The organism is Rhizobium sp. BK251 (assembly GCF_004345245.1).
GTDB lineage: Bacteria > Pseudomonadota > Alphaproteobacteria > Rhizobiales > Rhizobiaceae > Rhizobium.
Genome location: NZ_SLUQ01000001.1, coordinates 338810 through 355637 on the forward strand (window position 1 = coordinate 338810; position 16828 = coordinate 355637).

Below are 16828 nucleotides of genomic sequence, written 5' to 3' on the forward strand. Positions count from 1 at the left end.
GCTCCGTTCCTCAAACAAAGAGCGCGAACATAACCCAATAAACCGCTGCCGCAAGCGTGGCCGTGACGGGGACGGTGATCATCCACGCGGCGATGATCGTCATGAAATGCGAGCGGCGAACGAGATAGCGCCGGCGCGCTTCGTCGGCATTGCGCTCCTCGGGCTCGTCGATGTGCCAGTGCTCGGCCTTCTGGCGCATATAGGCGAGCCGGCGCCTCGAGTGGCGGGTGTACCATTCACGGAAGAAGCCGACGCCGAAGACCGAGCCGACGGCGATGTGGGTCGAGCTTACCGGCAGCCCGAGCCACGAGGCCGCAATCACGGTGAGCGCAGCCGAAAGCGCTACGCAATAGGCGCGCATCGGGTTGAGCTTAGTAATCTGCTCGCCGACCAGCCGGATCAGGCGCGGCCCGAAGAGGAGCAATCCCACCGAAATGCCGAAAGCGCCGATCGGCATGACCCAGATCGGAAGGGGCGCATCGCGGGATAAAAGGCCGGCCTCGGCCGAGCGCACCACAGCCGACAGAGGCCCGATGGCGTTGGAAACGTCATTCGCACCGTGGGCAAAAGAAAGGAGTGCTGCGGAGCCTATGAGCGGCAGGCGGAACAGCGAACGAAGGGAACTGTTCTTGTTCTCAAGGCCTTCTGCCTGACGCGCGACAAACGGGTGCGCAAAAAGCCAGAAAAGCAGGCCTGCAAAAACGCCGAGGAGGCTCACCGTCAGTCTGGAAAGACCTGCCGATATCTGCAGCTGCAACAGCAAATAGGAGGTAAACGCGCCGGCCATGATCGCTACGAGGACCGGGACCCAGCGCCGGGCGGCGGCGATCTTGTCGTCGCGGTAGATGATGAAGGTCTTGATGAAGAAGAGCAGGGACGCCGCGATGATGCCGCCCAGGATGGGAGAAAGCATCCATCCGGCCGAGATCTCCAGCATCACCTCCCAATTCACCGGCGCCGGCCCGACGGCGGCAATGCCGGCGCCGACGACGGCGCCGACGATCGCGTGGGTCGTTGAAATCGGCGCACGTAGCCATGTGGCGAGGTTGATCCAGAGCGCGGCGGCAATGAGCGCCGACATCATGATCCACGCGAGTATCTCATTGTTGCCGACATGAACCGCATCGACGATGTCCGAGGAGATGGTCTTCACCACCTCGTTGCCGGCAATCATGGCGCCGAGCACCTCGAAGATCGCCGCGATGATCAGTGCCTGGGCCATCGTCATGGCGCGCGCGCCGACAGCCGCGCCGACATTGTTCGTCACGTCGTTCGCGCCGATGTTCATGGCCATGTAGGCGGCCAGCGCGGACGCGGCGATGATCAGGACGGCGTCCGGACGATTGAACACATAGACACCGGCGGAAAGCATCGCCAGGCCGAGGAAGATGAGGCCGATTCCAGGCGCGACGAGGCTCCGCGAGACGTGCTTCGTCGCGTCCTCGACATGGGTGAGCTTGTCGAGGTCCTTGTCGAGTGTCCGCTTCGTCAGTATTGCCGGTCGGTCAGGCATGGCATTTCCTCGGTCGAGGCTCCTGCATTGGCCCCAGGTGGGCCGATATGCAAGAGTTCCGCGACTGTCCCGCGACGTTTATTTCTTGTCCTTGGTCGCAGGCTGGTCTGCCATCTTCCGCTGGAAAGCCAGGATGATGTCCCTGAGTTCAGGCTCGTTGACGCGCTTTACGGCTTCGTTGCAGGAGACCCACTCGATCTCGCGCTCGCCCTTTTCCTTGTAGGTCTTCGCAAGGTCGGAAACCTGTAGACCGTAGACCTTGACCTTGCAATCGACCTTGATCCCGTCCTTCAGGACCTTCTGGTAGCCGTAGCTGCCGAGCGTTTCTGTATCGACGGAGCCACGCACGCCGGCTTCTTCGAATGCCTCGCGGGCGGCAACCTCGTGCGAGAGCTTGCCGGACATGGGCCAACCCTTGGGTATTACCCACCGGCCGGTGTCGCGGCTGGTCATGAGCAACACCTCGACATCACCCGTCTTCTTCTTCACCCGATAGCAGAGCGCGGCATATTGCTGTCGCGGCGGACGCCGAAACATGAGTTGCACGTCAGAAGCAATGCGGGTCAGCAGGGTCACTTGTCGGAGCGTCCTTTCGATAGTCGAGTGAGAATCACCTGTATATAAGCATTCTATTTAAAACTTCTGCGATCAATATGGCAAAAGTACTTAGAGGTACAAAAGTGAAGAATATTTCATACGGAAACCGGATGTGATCCGGGTCAAAAATACCGCCACGAATCGGTCTTTTCGCGACATTTCCACCGCTAAGAATGTCGCGGATTCTTTATTCGGGCTTGGTCGCCCGCCCGTGGCGCGGTGGAGAAAAAAACGCTGCGAGCTTCTGAACGGAAATCCTTCCCGCGCTCGACTGACTGCTACCATGAGTTGACGGCGGCCTACCGCGCCCCGGTAGTGGGACGCGGCAGCATCTAAAGGATAGCGGCTGCGATTGAAATGCCGCTTTCATTCGATGTCGACGACGATCTTTCCTGCGGCTTCGCGATCTTCGATCAGCCGATGCGCTTCCGCCACATCGCCGATGCCGAAGCGGCGGGCGTCGAGCTTAGGCACGAGATGGCCGGCTTCCGCCAGCTTCGTGGCCGCACGCATGATTTCGCCGTGATGTTCGCGGCCTTCGCCGGTCAGCAGAGGCAGTAGCGTGAAGACGCCCGAATAGGTGGCCGCCTTGAACGAAAGCGGTGCCAGCGCGTGGGTGCCCCATCCGAGGCAACTGACCACATGGCCGAACCGGCCTACCGCCTGGAAGGCAGTATCGAGGCCCTGGCCGCCGATCGTATCGTAGACGAGGTCGAAGCCCTTGCCGTCCGTGTATTTCTGGACATAGGCATCGAGTGTTTCAGTCGCGTAGTCAATGGGTGTCGCGCCGAGGCTGCGGATGTAATCCGCCTTCGGCGCACCGTCGACGGCGTAGACCTCCGCGCCGAACGACTTTGCGATCTGTACCGCCACATGGCCGACACCACCGCCGCCGCCAAGGACGAGCACCTTCTGTCCGGCCTTGACGTCTGCGCGGTCGACCAGCCCTTCCCACGCGGTGATGAACACCAGCGGCAGGGCGGCTGACTCGCGCATGGATAGATTTGCGGGCTTCCGTGCAAGCAGGGCGGCGTCAACGGCCTGATATTGGGCAAGCGATCCCTGCACGCCACCCACTCCGCCGGTCATGCCATAGACCTCGTCGCCGCGGCGAAAGCCGGTGACGCCCGCGCCCACGTCCTCGACGATCCCGGCCATGTCGATGCCGAGCACGGCAGGCAAGGGATGGCGGGCGTGGGCTGCCTTTCCGGCCCGGATCTTCGTATCGAGCGGATTGACGCCGCTGGCCTTGATGCGGACCAGCACCTCGCCTGTCTGCGGCACGGGGCGCGGAATTTCGGCAAGCCGGAAGGGCCCGTCGTTATTCTCGAGGATGAGTGCATTCATCGTTTTCTGCGTGGACATGATCGTCTCCTTCATGGCGTTGACAGAAGGATGCGCCGTTGAGACGTGAATGGAAATGAAATAGACTGCACGAAAGTCATGCATTTGTGTTTGGGGTATGGTCATGGAGTGGAGCGACGTAAGGCTGTTTCTTGCCATCGCGCGGGAAGGGACGCTTGGCGCGGCAGCGCGTAGCCTCGGCCTGACCCAGCCGACGATGGGAAGGCGGCTGCGCGCCCTGGAGGCTGCCGTCGGACAGACGCTGTTCCAACGCACCGCCGATGGGTTCGTCCTCACCGATGAGGGTTCGGCGGTTCTCGGTCATGCCGAGCGCATGGAGGAGGAAGCGATAGCGCTGCAGCGAGAAGTCGCGGGGCAGGGACGCCAACTGGGCGGCATGCTGCGGCTTTCGTCGTCGGATTGGTTCGGCGCACATGTGCTTTCGCCCATCCTCGCGGAATTCTCCGCTGCCTATCCGAATGTGATGGTCGAGTTGATTACGGATTCGCGGCTCCTCAGCCTTCCGCGCCGCGAGGCAGATCTCGCCTTTCGTATTGCGCCCTTCACGGAGCCGGAGGTCATATCGCGGCGCCTGATGCATATCGACTACGGGCTTTACATGCGTGTCGGAGGCGATTTCCCCCGTGCCGGCGGCAAGGGTGCGCGTCTGGTGACGATGGATCAGGCCTTCGAGACCATGCCGGACGTCGCCTGGCTGAAACGCGTGCTGCCGGAAGCAACGGTCGCGCTGCGCAGCAACAATCGCGATGTGCAGGCGACCCTTTGCGCCGCCGGAGCCGGCCTTGCCGTCCTCCCGCGGCCGCTCGGCGATGCGATCAAGGGCATCGAGCGCATCGATGTCGACGAGCCACCGCCTGGCCGCGACACCTGGGTCGGCTATCACCGGGACCTGAAACGCCTGACGCGTCTGCGGCTCCTCCTCGATCTGGTGATCGAGCGGCTGGCCGTGCGCTAGTTGCTTGCATCCGCGAGCATTCGCGGCAGCTGCTGTGCATAGAGCGTTGCCATGTCGGCGCCGAAGCAACAGAAGATGATTTCCTCGAACGCGCCATCCATGCTTTCCGCGAGGGCGGTCCGCGTAGCCGTCACCGTGGCCTGGTCCGCCGGAAAGCGATAGACGCCGGTCGAAATCGCCGGGAAGGCGATCGCCCTCAACCCATTGGCCCTCGCGACCTTCAGGCTGTTGCGATAGCAGGAGGCAAGCAGTTCGTCCTCGCCGCGGTCGCCGCCGTTCCATACCGGTCCGACCGTATGGATCACATGCCGCGCCGGCAGGCGATAGCCGCGGGTGATCTTTGCCTCTCCTGTAGGGCAACCGCCCAGCCCACGGCACTCATCGAGCAGTTCCGGTCCGGCGCCACGATGGATGGCGCCATCGACACCGCCGCCGCCGAGGAGACTTGAGTTGGCCGCGTTCACGATCGCGTCCACCCGCAATTGCGTGATGTCTCCTTGCAAGACCGTGAACTGCGTCTTCGATAGATCGAGGGCTTCCGACCATATCTGGATGAGGCCGCCATAGCGCATGATATCCTCCCGCCGCATTTTGCCTGAGAAGATAAGTCGCTGGATGCCTCGATCCAGTGTGCACGGCTTCGTCTGTGACAAAGGATACTCTGCCTATGGGGCCGGGCGTCTGTTAGTTTATCCGTGCAAGGCAAGGGGGACGGCTGCGTGACAAATGGCAAGTTTACTTTTCCGACGGCACCGCACAGGGCGCTTGCCCTCGGGGAGATCCACGCGAGGCCTTATGCGCTGGTGACTTTGCCGCGCGTCATCTTCCAGCTTGCCTTCATGATGGATGGCGGTGCGGCCGTGCATCACGGTGTGATTTCCGAGCTTTCGCGCAGCCGCGGCATCTCGCCTCCTGAGCGAGATGCGCGTCACCATGCCATTCCCTGGGGGCAGGGGACGTTGCGCTGGGAACGACATACGGAATTTTCCACCTGGTTCTGGGATGGGCCGGTGCCGGATAAATTCGGCGGCGACGTTCCGGTTCATCCGTTCGGCGACGGCTTTTCGCCGCCCGGTCTTCTGATCTCGGGCATCCGGCTGGAGATTCGCCCGGAAGGCCCCGAAACGATCGAGGCAATGATGCTCTTTGACCAGGCGAGCCTTTGCTATAGCCAGACGAAGAACGGCCAGGCCGCAATCGTCACCGATTTTCGCCAGAACGGTGATGGCCTCACGCAGATTCTCGTCATCGATCGGGGCATGAGCGAGGCGGGAAGGGGCGCGCTCGTCCAGCGGCTGCTGGATATCGAAACCTATCGGACGCTCGCCATGCTCGGGCTGCCGCTTGCACAGACGCTTTCGCCGGAGATACGCCGCATCGAGGACGGGCTTACCGCCGTCACCCAGCACATGAAGGCCCATGCACGCGAGCAGGCGGATGAGATGCTCGGTGAGATCACCCGCCTTGCGGCGGAACTGGAGGCGAATGCGGCGCTCAGCCTCTACCGGTTCGGCGCAAGCCGCGCCTATGACGGCATCGTCAACGAACGCGTCGCGACCCTCGCCGAGGTGCCCGTGCCGGGTTATGAAACGCTTGGCTCCTTCCTCGAGCGGCGGCTTGCGCCCGCCATGCGCACCTGCCAGTCCGTGGAGGAACGCCAGGCGAACCTCTCGCAGAAGCTCTCCCGCGCCACCGGCCTTGTCCGCAGCTGGATCGATGTCGAATTGGAGCGCCAGAACTCCGTGCTGCTCGCCTCGATGAACCGCCGCGCGAACCTGCAGTTGCGCTTGCAGCAGACGGTCGAAGGCCTCTCCGTCGCTGCCATCTCCTACTATGTCATCGGCCTTCTGAGCTACCTCACCAAAGCCATCGACCATGACCTGGTGCCCATCAAGCCTGAGGCCATGACGGGCTTTGCAGTGCCCTTCGTCGTCCTGGCGGTATGGTTTGTCGTGCGCCGAGCCCGGCGCAAGCACCTGGAAGAACGGCACTGACGGCCCTAGCGCTCCCAGTAGGGCGTAGGTCCGTAGAGTTCAGCTAGGTAGTCGATGAAGAGACGCACTTTCGCCGGCAGGAACTGGCGGCTCGGATAGACAGCCGAAAGCGCCACGTTGCGCGATCCTTCATAGGCCGGCAAGACCTGCACGAGCTTACCTTCCTGCAGTTCCCGCCCGATGTCCCAGGTCGAGCGCAGGGCGATGCCGAGGCCGCCGATCACAGCCTCGCGAATCACCTCGCTGGAATTGGTAATCAGCGTTCCCTCGGGCCGCAGGGTGATCGCCCCCTTCGGACCCTCGAGGCGCCAGGCATCATTGTTGTGGGCGGGCAGGCATGTGTGCTCGCGCAGCGCATCTATATCCTCGGGCATGCCGTGCGTCGCCACGTAATCCGGCGAGGCGCAGAGAATGCGCCGCACGGGCGCCAGCCGCCGCGCCACGAGACTCGAATCCGTCAGTTCTGCAATGCGAATGGCAAGATCGAAGCCTTCGCCGACGATATCGGTGAACTCGTCAGTCAACACGAGATGGATGTTCAGATCCGGATGGGCACTCATGAACGGGCGCAAATGAGGCGCGATATGCATGCGGCCGAAGGAGGTCGGAGCTGAAATCTTCAGGGTGCCGTGCATGCGTGCCGATCGGCCGGAAATATAGGCCTCCGCCTCCTCGAGCCCGGCCAGGATGGCAAGGACCCGGTCGTAGAAACCCTGGCCGGCTTCGGTCAGTGAAATCTGCCGCGTCGTGCGCTGGAGCAGGCGTGTCCCGAGCCGGTCTTCCAGTCGCTTGATACGCTTCGAGATCACCGCCGGAGAAAAGCCCAGCACCCTGCCGGCCATGGACATGCTGCCGGTCGAAACCACCCTTGCGAATATTTCCAGATCGCCGAGATTGGTCATGGAATGATATTTTTTCCTCTTTTGACACAAGTGCTTAGCATTTGCGCCAATTTCAGGAAAGTGCTAAGCAGCGTGCCTGATAGGATGTGCAGTGAGGATGGGGCCGGAGGCTATTTGGCGGCCGATCTGCACATAGGGAGCATGCCATGGCCCATGCCATTTCATTCCTCGAGCCGCGGGCAGCTGTTCTGGCGCGCCGGCGCGAGATCGTCGCGGATCTGGCCGAATTGCTGCCTCCCGAGTGCCTGATCCATGAGGCCGGCGAGCTTGTTCCCTTCGAGACGGATGCCTTTGTTTCCTATCGCCGCCTGCCGCTTGCCGTAGCCCTGCCGGAGACGACCGCGCAGGTCGCGGCGGTGATGAAATACTGCCACAAATACGGCGTGCCCGTGGTGCCGCGCGGTGCCGGCACCTCCCTTTCCGGTGGCGCCATTCCACAGGAGGATGCCGTCGTCATCGGGCTCTCCAAGATGAACCGCATCCTCGAAGTCGATTTTGCCAATCGCGCGGCAACCGTCCAGGCGGGCGTCACCAATCTCAGCATCTCCGACGCGGTTGCGGCCGACGGCTTTTTCTATGCTCCCGACCCGAGCTCCCAGCTTGCCTGCACCATCGGCGGCAATATCGGCATGAATTCCGGGGGCGCGCACTGTCTGAAGTACGGCGTGACGACGAACAACCTGCTCGGCGTCAAGATGGTTCTCGCCGACGGAACCGTCGTCGAGCTTGGCGGCAAGGCTCTCGATGCGCCGGGCTATGATCTCCTCGGCCTCGTCTGCGGTTCGGAGGGCCAGCTCGGCATCGTCACTGAAGCAACGGTCAGGCTGATTGCCAGACCGGAGGGTGCCCGCCCTGTGCTCTTTGGCTTCGAGAGGTCCGAAGAGGCGGGTACCTGCGTCGCCGATATCATCGCGGCAGGCATCATTCCCGTCGCCATCGAATTCATGGACAAGCCGGCAATCGAAATCTGCGAGGCCTTTGCCCATGCCGGCTATCCGCTCGATGTCGGCGCGCTGCTGATCGTCGAGGTGGAGGGCTCGGAGGCCGAGATGGACGCGATGCTGAAGAGCATCGTCGAGATCGCGCGCAGGCACGCGGTCAAGACCGTACGCGAATGCCAGAGCGCAACCGAGGCGGCGCAGATCTGGAAGGGGCGGAAATCCGCCTTCGGCGCTACCGGCCGCATCGCCGATTACATCTGCATGGACGGCACCGTGCCGCTCAGCCAGCTCAGCCACGTGCTGAAGAAGACCTCTGAGATCATCGACAGCTATGGCCTGCGGGTGGCGAACGTCTTTCACGCGGGCGACGGCAACATGCATCCGCTGATCCTCTTCAATGCCAACGATCCGGAGGATGCCGCACGCGCGGAGGCGGCGGGCAATGATATCCTCAAGCTCTGCGTCGATGCCGGCGGGTGTCTGACCGGCGAGCATGGTGTCGGCATCGAGAAGCGCGACCTGATGCGCCATCAATATTCGCAGGCCGACCTCGACCAGCAGATGGCGATCCGCGCAGCCTTCGATCCGCAGTGGCTGCTCAATCCCTCCAAGGTCTTTCCGCTCGACGGGCGAAGCGGCGGATGAGCGAGATGCTGATTCCGACAACCGAAGTGGAAGCGGCGGAGATCATCCGCGCCCATGCCGCCCGTGCAAAGCCGCTATCGATCATTGGCGGCAACACGCGCTCCGGCTACGGAAATTCCGTGGAGACCGATGCGATATTGCGGTCCACCGGCCTTTCCGGGATCGTCTCCTATAATCCCGGCGAACTGGTCATGACAGCCCGCGCCGGCACGCCGGTCGGGGAGATCGAGGCGGCTCTTGCGGCAAACGGCCAGATGATGGCCTTCGAGCCGATGGATCATCGGCCCCTGATGGGCACATCCGGCGAGCCGACGATCGGTGGCGTCTTCGCGGCTAACGTCGCGGGTCCGCGCCGGCTTATCGCGGGTGCCGCGCGCGACAGCCTGCTTGGGGTGCGTTTCGTCAATGGCAGCGGCGAGATCGTCAAGGCCGGCGGTCGCGTCATGAAGAATGTCACCGGCCTCGACCTGGTGAAGCTGATGGCGGGCTCCCACGGCACGCTCGGCCTCCTGACGGAAGTCACCTTCCGCGTGCCGCCGCGGCTGAAGACCGAAGAAACGATCGTCGTCTCCGGCCTGAACGACGCCGAGGCAGCCGCTGCGATGGCGGCGGCGATGGCTCTGTCCGTGGATGCCTCGGGTGTCGCCCATCTGCCGCTGACGGTTGCCTGGCGGTTCCTTGGCGGCAACCTTCCGGAAGGCGAGGCGACTGTCCTGCGTATCGAAGGGCTGGATGCCTCCGTCCCCGTCCGGGCGGAAAAGCTGGCGGCAGCCATGTCCCCTTATGGCCGCGTCGCGCGGCTGAATGCCGAGCAAAGCCGTCGTCTCTGGCAGGAGATTCGCGATGTCCTGCCCTATGCGGACGGGACAACGCGGCCGGTCTGGCGAGTATCAGTGGCGCCCTCCGCCGGTCACCAGCTCGTGGCAGCGCTGCGGCTCGAAGCCGGCGTCGACGCCTATTACGACTGGCAGGGCGGGCTGGTCTTGATGCGCATGGAGGCCGATCCCGAAGCCGAGCTCATCCGACGTTACATCAAGGCGCTCGGCGGTGGTCACGCGACCTTGCTGAGAGCAACGGGGCAGGCGAGATCGGCAACCTCGGCCTTCCAGCCGGAGACCGAAGCAGTCGCGGCGCTCGCTCGGCGGGTGAAGGAGAAACTCGATCCGGCGGGTATCCTGAACCCCGGCAAGATGGCGTGAGGAGTCCAATGTCGCAAGGAGGAGTGAAAATAAAAGAGGCCCGTTGCCGGGCCTCCGTAGTGGCCGCAGAACGGACTAGCTCTTGCCCATGGTCTTCCTGGCGTTTTCCATGTGCATCATGCACTCGTCCACCATTTGTGTCTTGAATGCCTCCTTGGCGAGGTTCATTTCCTTCATGGCTTCTGCCTTCTTGGAGGCATCGGTCATCGCATCCGCGTCAGCCGACATCTGCATTACGGTCGGCTCATCGCATTTCAACATCTTTTCTTGCGCATAGACGTGTACAGCGAATGCACTCGCGAGGAACGCCGCGGCTAAAGTGAACTTCAACATAGCCTTCTCCTCCTTAGTATTGGGCAAGTTTGCCCAGTCGTAAGCCAACAGGAAGGAAAAATATCCTCCCACGAACTAAGTCAATAATAGAAGAAAATGCTAAAATATTCAATGTTCGGCAGAGTAATATTTCCCTTGGGGTGAGTTTGCTTGGGGCGGGAAAGCGGCGTTGAAGACCTTCCAGCCCTCGGCTTTGGCCCGAATGCGGGCAGCAATGGAGGCGTTGTTATATGGATGCCCCGGGTCGCGGAAGTGATGAGGGGAATAGGGTAATGCCGTTTACCCGCTTGCGGAGAAACGGATCAGGAGCCAGTTCGACAGGCGCAATTTGGGAGTGATGTAGTTCGCAGATGCAGACCAATTTTACGAAAGAGCAGCTTGCTGACCCTCACGTCGCGGAATCCGAGCAGATCCTGCGCAAATGCGTCCACTGCGGCTTCTGCACGGCCACATGTCCGACCTATGTGACGCTCGGCAACGAGCTCGACAGCCCACGCGGCCGCATCTATCTCATCAAGGATATGCTGGAGAATGGCCGCGCTGCCGATGAAAAGCTCGTAACGCACATCGACCGCTGTCTCTCCTGCCTCGCCTGCACCACCACCTGTCCGTCGGGCGTCGACTACATGCATCTCGTCGACCACGCCCGTGCCCACATCGAGAAGACCTATCGGCGGCCGTTCATGAACAGGCTGACGCGTAATCTGCTCGCCGCCGTCCTGCCCTATCCCGGCCGCTTTCGCGCGGCGCTTCGTCTTGCGCGCCTCGGCCGACCGTTTGCGTCTCTCATGAAGCGTGCTCCGGTGCTGGCGCCGTTTGCCGCGATGCTCGCGCTCGCGCCATCGCAGGTGCCGTCGGCATCTTCCTTCGCGAAGCCGGCCGTCCACGCTCCGCGCGGCGAACGGAGAGGGCGGGTGGCGATCCTGACCGGTTGCGCCCAACCGGTACTCGACCCGGGGATCAACGAGGCGACGATCCGCCTGCTGACGCGCCTCGGCGTGGAAGTCGTGGTGCCCGAAGGCGAAGCCTGCTGCGGCTCGCTCGTCCACCATATGGGTCGGGAGGAACAGGCCCTTGCGAGCGCGCGTGCAAACGTTGACGTCTGGATGCGGGAGATCGAACGGGGGGACCTTGATGCCATCATCGTCACTGCCTCGGGATGCGGCACGACGATCAAGGACTATGGCCATATGCTCCGCCTCGATCCAGCCTATTCGGCAAAGGCTGCGCGCGTCTCGGCGCTGGCCAAGGACATAACCGAATTCCTCGTTGCGCTCGAGCTGCCGGCCCTTGCCCCGAATGGCATCACCGTCGCCTATCATTCGGCCTGTTCGATGCAGCATGGACAGAAGATCACCATGGCGCCGAAGCAGTTGCTGAAAGCGGCGGGCTTTGCCGTGCGCGATCCGGCGGAGGGGCATCTTTGTTGCGGGTCTGCCGGCACCTACAACATCATGCAGCCCGAGATCGCCGCGAAGCTCAAGGCCCGGAAGGTCAGGAACCTGGAAGCGACGAAGGCCGACGTCATCGCCACCGGAAATATCGGCTGCATTACCCAGATCGCAAGCGGCACGGGTATTCCGATCCTTCACACTATCGAGCTGCTCGACTGGGCGCACGGCGGAGAACGACCGGCGAAACTCACGGCCGCTTGAAGGTGGGCGTTGCCGTGTATAGGGCCGCGCTGTTTTAGAAAATGATTGACGACGATTTCGAGCGTGGCATCCTCAGGGGTGCAACCAACAGGAGGCGTGGATGAAGTGGCTGGTAATGTGTGTAGTTCTGGTGTTAGCCGGTTGCCAGACGTCTGGTGATCCCAGCCTGAAATGCAACACCTACCTCGACGAGTCCGGCGCCGCGCGGACGAGCTGCTCCTAAGCTGGCTTGACGCCGTCGGCGCGACCTTGGCGTCGGCCGTTACCAGTGGAAGGAAAGGCCGACGTTCACGGCATTCGTCAGGATATCGGTCTTCAGCCTGTCTCCGTTGTCGATCGGCACGTCGACGAAGGAATAGTTCCCCTTGTATTCGGCAAAGGCCGACCACCGGCTGGTGATCTGGTAGCTGATACCTGCCTGCGCCTGCAGCGTGACGCCACCGAATTCATAGCCGAAGGTCGTGCCCGAAGGCCGGGTGACTTCCACATGCGGGATGTTGACGCCGACGCCCGCGCCCACATAGGGGGTCCATTTGCGCCCCTCCTTCTGGAAGCGATAGAGCGCATTCGCCGTCAGCAGGTTCAGGCCGTCGGTGAACTCGAAATGCGACCAGCCGGTCTCCTTCAGCGTTTCCTGGTCCGCATAGACCTTGGCGTGGGTGTAGTCGATCGAGAAGCCGAGGTTGGGATAGTTGAAATCGGTGAGCCACCATGTCGCGCGACCGCCGTAATAGGGAGGCGAAGAAAAGGACTTGCCTTCCCAGCCGGCGGTGAAGTGCGTGCCGTCGGATAGGTCCACATCGCTGTGCGGGGCCGTCTGGAAACCGCCGTAGATCGAGAACTGCATCTCTGCGGATGCGTCATTGGCTGTCGATAGGGCGAGTGAAAAGGCAAGCGCAGCCAGAGCCGGCGCGCTCCTGCAAAAGTCACGATGCATGTGAGTCCCTCGAATGCAATTGGCGTGCATTTATGCCGGCTTGTGTGACAGCCATATTGCGGTGAGGGCCCTGCGCCCGCAAAAAACTGGATTGTGGGAGCGCAGGTGGCGCAAACAGGAAGGGCGGCCCGAAAGCCGCCCTTAATCAAACCGTTACGCGTCGGATCTCAGTCGCCGAACACGGTCCGCAGAATATCGACGCCCCGGTCCTGGAAGCTGACGTCGCCTTGCTTGTTGCCGGGGCCGATGACGATGACTTTCGTGCCGACCGGTGCGCGCTCGTAGAGGTGCTTTACGTCGCTGTTCATCAGGCGGATGCAACCGGAGGACATGTTGAGGCCGATGGTCCAGGGCTGGTTGGTGCCGTGGATGCGGAAGACCGTGTCACGGCCGCCCTGGTAGAGATAGAGCGCGCGTGCGCCGAGCGGGTTGTTGGGGCCGCCTTCCTGGAAGGCCGGAATGATGCGTCCCTTGGCTGCCTCGCGCTGGCGCATCTCGGCCGGCGGCGTCCAGCTCGGCCATTCGGCCTTGCGGCCCACTTTCACGACGCCGGACCAGCCGAAGCCGTCGCGGCCGACGCCGATGCCGTAGCGCGTCGCGCGGTTGTTGCCTTCGACGAAATAGAGATACTTGTTGTTGGTGTCGATGATGATGGTGCCTGGCGCTTCCGTCGTCGCGAGACGGACGACCCGGCGCCTGAATTGCGGCTTGACCGTCTTCATCTGCTGGACGGTCGTTACCATCGGCGTTGCATGTTGCTCGACGGTTGCGGCGGACGATGTCGCGCCCAAGGGCTGCGCCGTGACCGACGTGAACAGGCACGACACGGCAAGGCCGGACGCGGCGAGCATCAATGCAAATCTTCTCATATGCGAGTCCCTCTCAATGCAAAACAGGGCGAAGCTAACGAAACTTCGCCCTTATTCAACATAAACCTGAAACAATCGGCCAGTTTTGGGGGTTCGTTCTACAGTATCCCCGCCTGGAAAATCCGTCGTTGCCTCAGATGACGATGACGCGCGTCCCAACCTTTACCCGATCGTAGAGATCGACCACGTCTTCATTGCGCAGGCGGATGCAGCCGGAGGAAACAGCGCTTCCGATCGTCCATGGCGCGTTGGTGCCGTGTATGCGGTAGAGCGAGGAGCCGAGATACATGGCGCGCGCGCCCAGCGGATTTGCAGGTCCGCCATCCATCCGCGCCGGCAGATAGTGACCCTTTGCGGCCTCGCGAGAGATCATTTCCGAAGGCGGTATCCATTCCGGCCATTCCGACTTGCGGGTGACCTTGTGCGCGCCCGCCCATTCGAAGCCGGGCTTGCCGACGCCGACGCCGTAGCGGCGTGCCTTGCCGCCGCTCATGACGAGGTAGAGGAAGCGGTTGTTGGTGTCGATGACGATTGTTCCGGGCTTTTCCTTGGTCTCATAGGCTACGATCTGCGTCAGGAACTGCGGCTCGTTGAAAGCGCTGATCGGCTTCGGTGCGCCCGGCAAACCGGCCGGCTGTGCCTCGGCCGGTCTTTGTGCGCGCCGAAGGGTGGGCCACTGGAAGAGGCTGCGCCGCTGGGCGACCGGCCGCGTATAGACGACGGGACGGACGTTGGGGCCGCCAAGCTGAGCAACCCAGGGCGCGGACAGGTCGGGGCTGAGAATGACGGGTGGCCGCGGCTGGTAGCGGTCTTCGGCAAGGGCCGTGCCGGCAAAGATACCGGTCATGATGGCGGCGAGCAGCAGGGATTTCATCATCAGGTGGACTCTCTACACTGGACCGGGTGACATGCCGGGTCTCGGCATTGCAGGCATCGTGCCATTGCTCGCCCAGCGAATGGTAAACTGGCGATCACGAAATTGCCGTCGATCGAATAAACCTTTTCGCAGGGTTACCGTTCGGTTTGGAAAGATGGTTTGTAAATGCTAAAGGCGGATTAGACAAGCGAGGGCGAAGCAGCGACATGAGTCTGACAGGCATAGTTACCGGCGAAGATGGCAAGAACCGCTGTGCCTGGCACGGTAGTCTTCCGGATTATATGCGTTACCACGACGAGGAATGGGGCTATCCGGTCACCAACGATATCAGGCTGTTTGAGAAGATCTGTCTCGAGGGCTTCCAGTCCGGCCTCTCCTGGCTGACCATCCTGCGCAAGCGCGAGAATTTCCGTGCGGCCTTCGCCGGATTTGATTTCGAGAAGGTTGCCTTGTTCGGCGATTCAGACATTGAGCGTTGCCTCGCCGATCCGGGTATCGTGCGTCACCGGGGCAAGATCGTATCGACAATCAACAACGCTAGGCGCGCCGTCGACCTCAAGGCCGAGTTCGGATCGCTTGCCCGGTATTTCTGGGGCTTCGAGCCCGGTTTGGAAGAACGGCCCGCCGTGGTCGACCACGCGACTCTCGTCGCAAATCCCACTACGTCGACCTCGCAGCGTATCTCCAAGGATCTGAAGAAGCGGGGCTGGACCTTCGTCGGCCCGACGACCGTCTATGCCTTCATGCAGGCGATGGGCCTCGTCAACGACCATATCGAGGGTTGTTTCTGCAGGGAGAAGGTGGAGGCGATGCGACGCGCATTGAGGCGGCCATGATGCCGGGGGTGAAGGTCATTGCCGCGCTGTTTGCGGTGCTGCTGGCGATTGCGACGCCGGTCGCCGCCGAGATGCAGGCGCCCCAGCTTGACGAGGGCGAAATCCTGACGCCGCTTGAGGTCCCCGCCGTCCTGATGCGGCTCCAGGGCTGGACGAAGTTTGGCAGGAGCAAGGTCTATACGCTCCCGGTAAAGGCCGGACAGCACGTGAGGATCACATTCAATTCGAAGAGCCGTTATGCCTTCATGGCGATCTTCGATCTTTCATCCTCGGCGGACGAAGCTTTTTTCGGCTCCGACGAGAGTGGCCCGACAGCCGACCTCACGGCACAGTCGGATACGACATGGCTGATCCGGCCCTATTATACGCGTGTTTCCAGCCGTCGTGGGCTCGGTGCACCCTATGAAATACTGATCGACCCGCAGAACTGAGGCAGGCCTGGGGCTCGCAGCGTGTCACGGCTCGCCGCCGATATTGTCGATGAGCCCCTTCAACTCGCCGAGATGGGCGATCTTACGGAACCGTGGCGCATCCTTGGGTTCCTCGACATGCTCGATGATCCATGTGAGTTCGTGAGGAACGAAGACCCCGTAGCTGCCGGCGGCAATTGCGGGAACGACGTCGGACTTCAGCGAGTTGCCGACCATCATGGCGCGCTCCGGCCCGTCGCCCACCTTGGAAAATATGCGGCGGTAGGTGACGGCCGTCTTGTCCGAGACGATCTCCACATTGTCGAAGAAGTCGCCGAGGCCCGATTGCGCAAGCTTGCGCTCCTGGTCGAAGAGATCGCCCTTGGTGATCAGCACCAACAGATAGTTTCCGGCGAGCGCTTCCAGCGTATCGCGGACGTTCGGTAACGTCTCGACGGGGTGCGACAGCAGGTCTCGCCCAATATCGAGGATCTGGGTAATAACGCGTGCGGGCACCTTGCCCTCGGTGATCTCGATCGCGGTCTCGATCATGGAAAGGGTGAAGCCCTTGATGCCGAATCCGTAGTGGCCGAGATTGCGCTTTTCCGCCTCGAGAAGCCGTTCCGAGATTCGCGCGCTATCGGCGTGATCGGAAAGGAGATCGGCAAAATGTCGTTCCGTCAGCCTGTAATATTGCTCGTTCTGCCAGAGCGTGTCGTCGGCATCGAAGCCGATTGTCGTCAACGGACGGAGGGACATTGGCCTTCTTCCTCGCGATGCAGCAAGAGACAACGAATCTA

The 16828-nt window shown here is 62.0% G+C and carries 17 protein-coding genes; 7 read left to right on the plus strand and 10 right to left on the minus strand.

Annotation, left to right across the window (positions count from 1 at the left end):
* Window positions 1-10 precede the first annotated feature (10 nt).
* From EV286_RS01590 to EV286_RS01600, 3 genes are all read right to left on the minus strand, one after another.
* Window positions 11-1513, minus strand: coding sequence for an inorganic phosphate transporter (locus tag EV286_RS01590; RefSeq protein ID WP_132955245.1), 1503 nt, complete (start codon window positions 1511-1513; stop codon window positions 11-13).
* Window positions 1514-1591: 78 nt separating this feature from the next.
* The gene (locus tag EV286_RS01595) at window positions 1592-2089 is read right to left on the minus strand and encodes an NUDIX hydrolase (protein ID WP_165932764.1); all 498 of its coding nucleotides are present in this window, start codon (window positions 2087-2089) and stop codon (window positions 1592-1594) included.
* A 387-nt stretch (window positions 2090-2476) separates the two neighbouring features.
* Window positions 2477-3475, minus strand: coding sequence for a zinc-dependent alcohol dehydrogenase family protein (locus EV286_RS01600; protein WP_132955246.1), 999 nt, complete (start codon window positions 3473-3475; stop codon window positions 2477-2479).
* 103 nt (window positions 3476-3578) lie between these two features.
* Between EV286_RS01600 and EV286_RS01605 the strand changes: the two genes are divergently transcribed.
* Window positions 3579-4430, plus strand: a complete 852-nt coding sequence (locus EV286_RS01605) for a LysR family transcriptional regulator (protein WP_132955247.1) — start codon at window positions 3579-3581, stop codon at window positions 4428-4430.
* On the opposite strand, the gene EV286_RS01610 is transcribed toward EV286_RS01605, so the two are convergent.
* Window positions 4427-5002: an O-acetyl-ADP-ribose deacetylase gene (locus EV286_RS01610; protein ID WP_132955248.1), complete on the minus strand. Its 576-nt coding sequence runs from the start codon at window positions 5000-5002 to the stop codon at window positions 4427-4429. The two genes, EV286_RS01605 and EV286_RS01610, sit on opposite strands and share 4 nt — an antisense overlap.
* Before the next feature lie 147 nt (window positions 5003-5149).
* Here EV286_RS01610 and EV286_RS01615 point away from each other — a divergent pair, with 147 nt between their 5' ends.
* Entirely contained in the window at window positions 5150-6424 is a 1275-nt protein-coding gene (locus EV286_RS01615) for a DUF3422 family protein (RefSeq protein WP_132955249.1), read from the plus strand.
* A gap of 5 nt (window positions 6425-6429) precedes the next feature.
* On the opposite strand, the gene EV286_RS01620 is transcribed toward EV286_RS01615, so the two are convergent.
* Window positions 6430-7326, minus strand: coding sequence for a LysR family transcriptional regulator (locus tag EV286_RS01620; RefSeq protein ID WP_132955250.1), 897 nt, complete (start codon window positions 7324-7326; stop codon window positions 6430-6432).
* 146 nt (window positions 7327-7472) lie between these two features.
* Here EV286_RS01620 and EV286_RS01625 point away from each other — a divergent pair, with 146 nt between their 5' ends.
* Both EV286_RS01625 and EV286_RS01630 read left to right on the plus strand, forming a co-directional pair.
* Entirely contained in the window at window positions 7473-8912 is a 1440-nt protein-coding gene (locus EV286_RS01625) for an FAD-linked oxidase C-terminal domain-containing protein (RefSeq protein ID WP_132955251.1), read from the plus strand.
* Complete coding sequence (locus EV286_RS01630; protein WP_132955252.1) at window positions 8909-10111, plus strand: FAD-binding protein; 1203 nt, start codon at window positions 8909-8911, stop codon at window positions 10109-10111. Before EV286_RS01625 ends, EV286_RS01630 begins: the two co-directional genes overlap by 4 nt.
* A 75-nt stretch (window positions 10112-10186) precedes the next feature.
* Here EV286_RS01630 and EV286_RS01635 read toward each other — a convergent pair whose 3' ends face one another.
* Entirely contained in the window at window positions 10187-10444 is a 258-nt protein-coding gene (locus EV286_RS01635; protein ID WP_132955253.1) for a hypothetical protein, read from the minus strand.
* A 350-nt stretch (window positions 10445-10794) separates the two neighbouring features.
* On the opposite strand from EV286_RS01635, the gene glcF reads away from it, so the two are divergent.
* Complete coding sequence (gene glcF / locus EV286_RS01640) at window positions 10795-12099, plus strand: glycolate oxidase subunit GlcF (protein WP_132955254.1); 1305 nt, start codon at window positions 10795-10797, stop codon at window positions 12097-12099.
* A gap of 262 nt (window positions 12100-12361) precedes the next feature.
* Here glcF and EV286_RS01645 read toward each other — a convergent pair whose 3' ends face one another.
* The 3 genes from EV286_RS01645 to EV286_RS01655 all read right to left on the minus strand — a co-directional run bounded on the left by EV286_RS01645 (window position 12362) and on the right by EV286_RS01655 (window position 14782).
* Window positions 12362-13036, minus strand: a complete 675-nt coding sequence (locus EV286_RS01645; RefSeq protein ID WP_132955255.1) for an outer membrane beta-barrel protein — start codon at window positions 13034-13036, stop codon at window positions 12362-12364.
* Window positions 13037-13203: 167 nt separating this feature from the next.
* Window positions 13204-13905, minus strand: coding sequence for a L,D-transpeptidase (locus EV286_RS01650; protein WP_132955256.1), 702 nt, complete (start codon window positions 13903-13905; stop codon window positions 13204-13206).
* A 133-nt stretch (window positions 13906-14038) separates the two neighbouring features.
* Complete coding sequence (locus EV286_RS01655; RefSeq protein ID WP_132955257.1) at window positions 14039-14782, minus strand: L,D-transpeptidase; 744 nt, start codon at window positions 14780-14782, stop codon at window positions 14039-14041.
* Between the two features lie 206 nt (window positions 14783-14988).
* On the opposite strand from EV286_RS01655, the gene EV286_RS01660 reads away from it, so the two are divergent.
* Both EV286_RS01660 and EV286_RS01665 read left to right on the plus strand, forming a co-directional pair.
* Window positions 14989-15618 carry a DNA-3-methyladenine glycosylase I gene (locus EV286_RS01660; RefSeq protein ID WP_132955258.1) on the plus strand — a complete coding sequence of 210 codons (630 nt, stop codon included), beginning with the start codon at window positions 14989-14991 and terminating at the stop codon, window positions 15616-15618.
* Entirely contained in the window at window positions 15618-16049 is a 432-nt protein-coding gene (locus EV286_RS01665) for a hypothetical protein (RefSeq protein WP_245500583.1), read from the plus strand. The genes EV286_RS01660 and EV286_RS01665 overlap by 1 nt, the downstream gene beginning before the upstream one ends.
* A gap of 24 nt (window positions 16050-16073) precedes the next feature.
* Here the strand turns inward: EV286_RS01665 and EV286_RS01670 are convergent, their stop codons facing one another.
* Window positions 16074-16787, minus strand: a complete 714-nt coding sequence (locus EV286_RS01670) for an HAD family hydrolase (RefSeq protein ID WP_132955259.1) — start codon at window positions 16785-16787, stop codon at window positions 16074-16076.
* Between the last annotated feature and the right edge of the window lie 41 nt (window positions 16788-16828).

Excerpts from the sequence above, each read along its gene's own strand:
- EV286_RS01590 (WP_132955245.1), bottom strand. The coding sequence starts at position 1,513 with ATGCCTGACCGACCGGCAATACTGACGAAGCGGACACTCGACAAGGAC.
- EV286_RS01600 (WP_132955246.1), bottom strand. The coding sequence starts at position 3,475 with ATGTCCACGCAGAAAACGATGAATGCACTCATCCTCGAGAATAACGAC.
- EV286_RS01605 (WP_132955247.1), top strand. The coding sequence starts at position 3,579 with ATGGAGTGGAGCGACGTAAGGCTGTTTCTTGCCATCGCGCGGGAAGGG.
- EV286_RS01610 (WP_132955248.1), bottom strand. The coding sequence starts at position 5,002 with ATGCGCTATGGCGGCCTCATCCAGATATGGTCGGAAGCCCTCGATCTA.
- EV286_RS01620 (WP_132955250.1), bottom strand. The coding sequence starts at position 7,326 with ATGACCAATCTCGGCGATCTGGAAATATTCGCAAGGGTGGTTTCGACC.
- EV286_RS01625 (WP_132955251.1), top strand. The coding sequence starts at position 7,473 with ATGGCCCATGCCATTTCATTCCTCGAGCCGCGGGCAGCTGTTCTGGCG.
- EV286_RS01630 (WP_132955252.1), top strand. The coding sequence starts at position 8,909 with ATGAGCGAGATGCTGATTCCGACAACCGAAGTGGAAGCGGCGGAGATC.
- EV286_RS01635 (WP_132955253.1), bottom strand. The coding sequence starts at position 10,444 with ATGTTGAAGTTCACTTTAGCCGCGGCGTTCCTCGCGAGTGCATTCGCT.
- glcF (WP_132955254.1), top strand. The coding sequence starts at position 10,795 with ATGCAGACCAATTTTACGAAAGAGCAGCTTGCTGACCCTCACGTCGCG.
- EV286_RS01645 (WP_132955255.1), bottom strand. The coding sequence starts at position 13,036 with ATGCATCGTGACTTTTGCAGGAGCGCGCCGGCTCTGGCTGCGCTTGCC.
- EV286_RS01650 (WP_132955256.1), bottom strand. The coding sequence starts at position 13,905 with ATGAGAAGATTTGCATTGATGCTCGCCGCGTCCGGCCTTGCCGTGTCG.
- EV286_RS01655 (WP_132955257.1), bottom strand. The coding sequence starts at position 14,782 with ATGATGAAATCCCTGCTGCTCGCCGCCATCATGACCGGTATCTTTGCC.
- EV286_RS01660 (WP_132955258.1), top strand. The coding sequence starts at position 14,989 with ATGAGTCTGACAGGCATAGTTACCGGCGAAGATGGCAAGAACCGCTGT.
- EV286_RS01665 (WP_245500583.1), top strand. The coding sequence starts at position 15,618 with ATGCCGGGGGTGAAGGTCATTGCCGCGCTGTTTGCGGTGCTGCTGGCG.
- EV286_RS01670 (WP_132955259.1), bottom strand. The coding sequence starts at position 16,787 with ATGTCCCTCCGTCCGTTGACGACAATCGGCTTCGATGCCGACGACACG.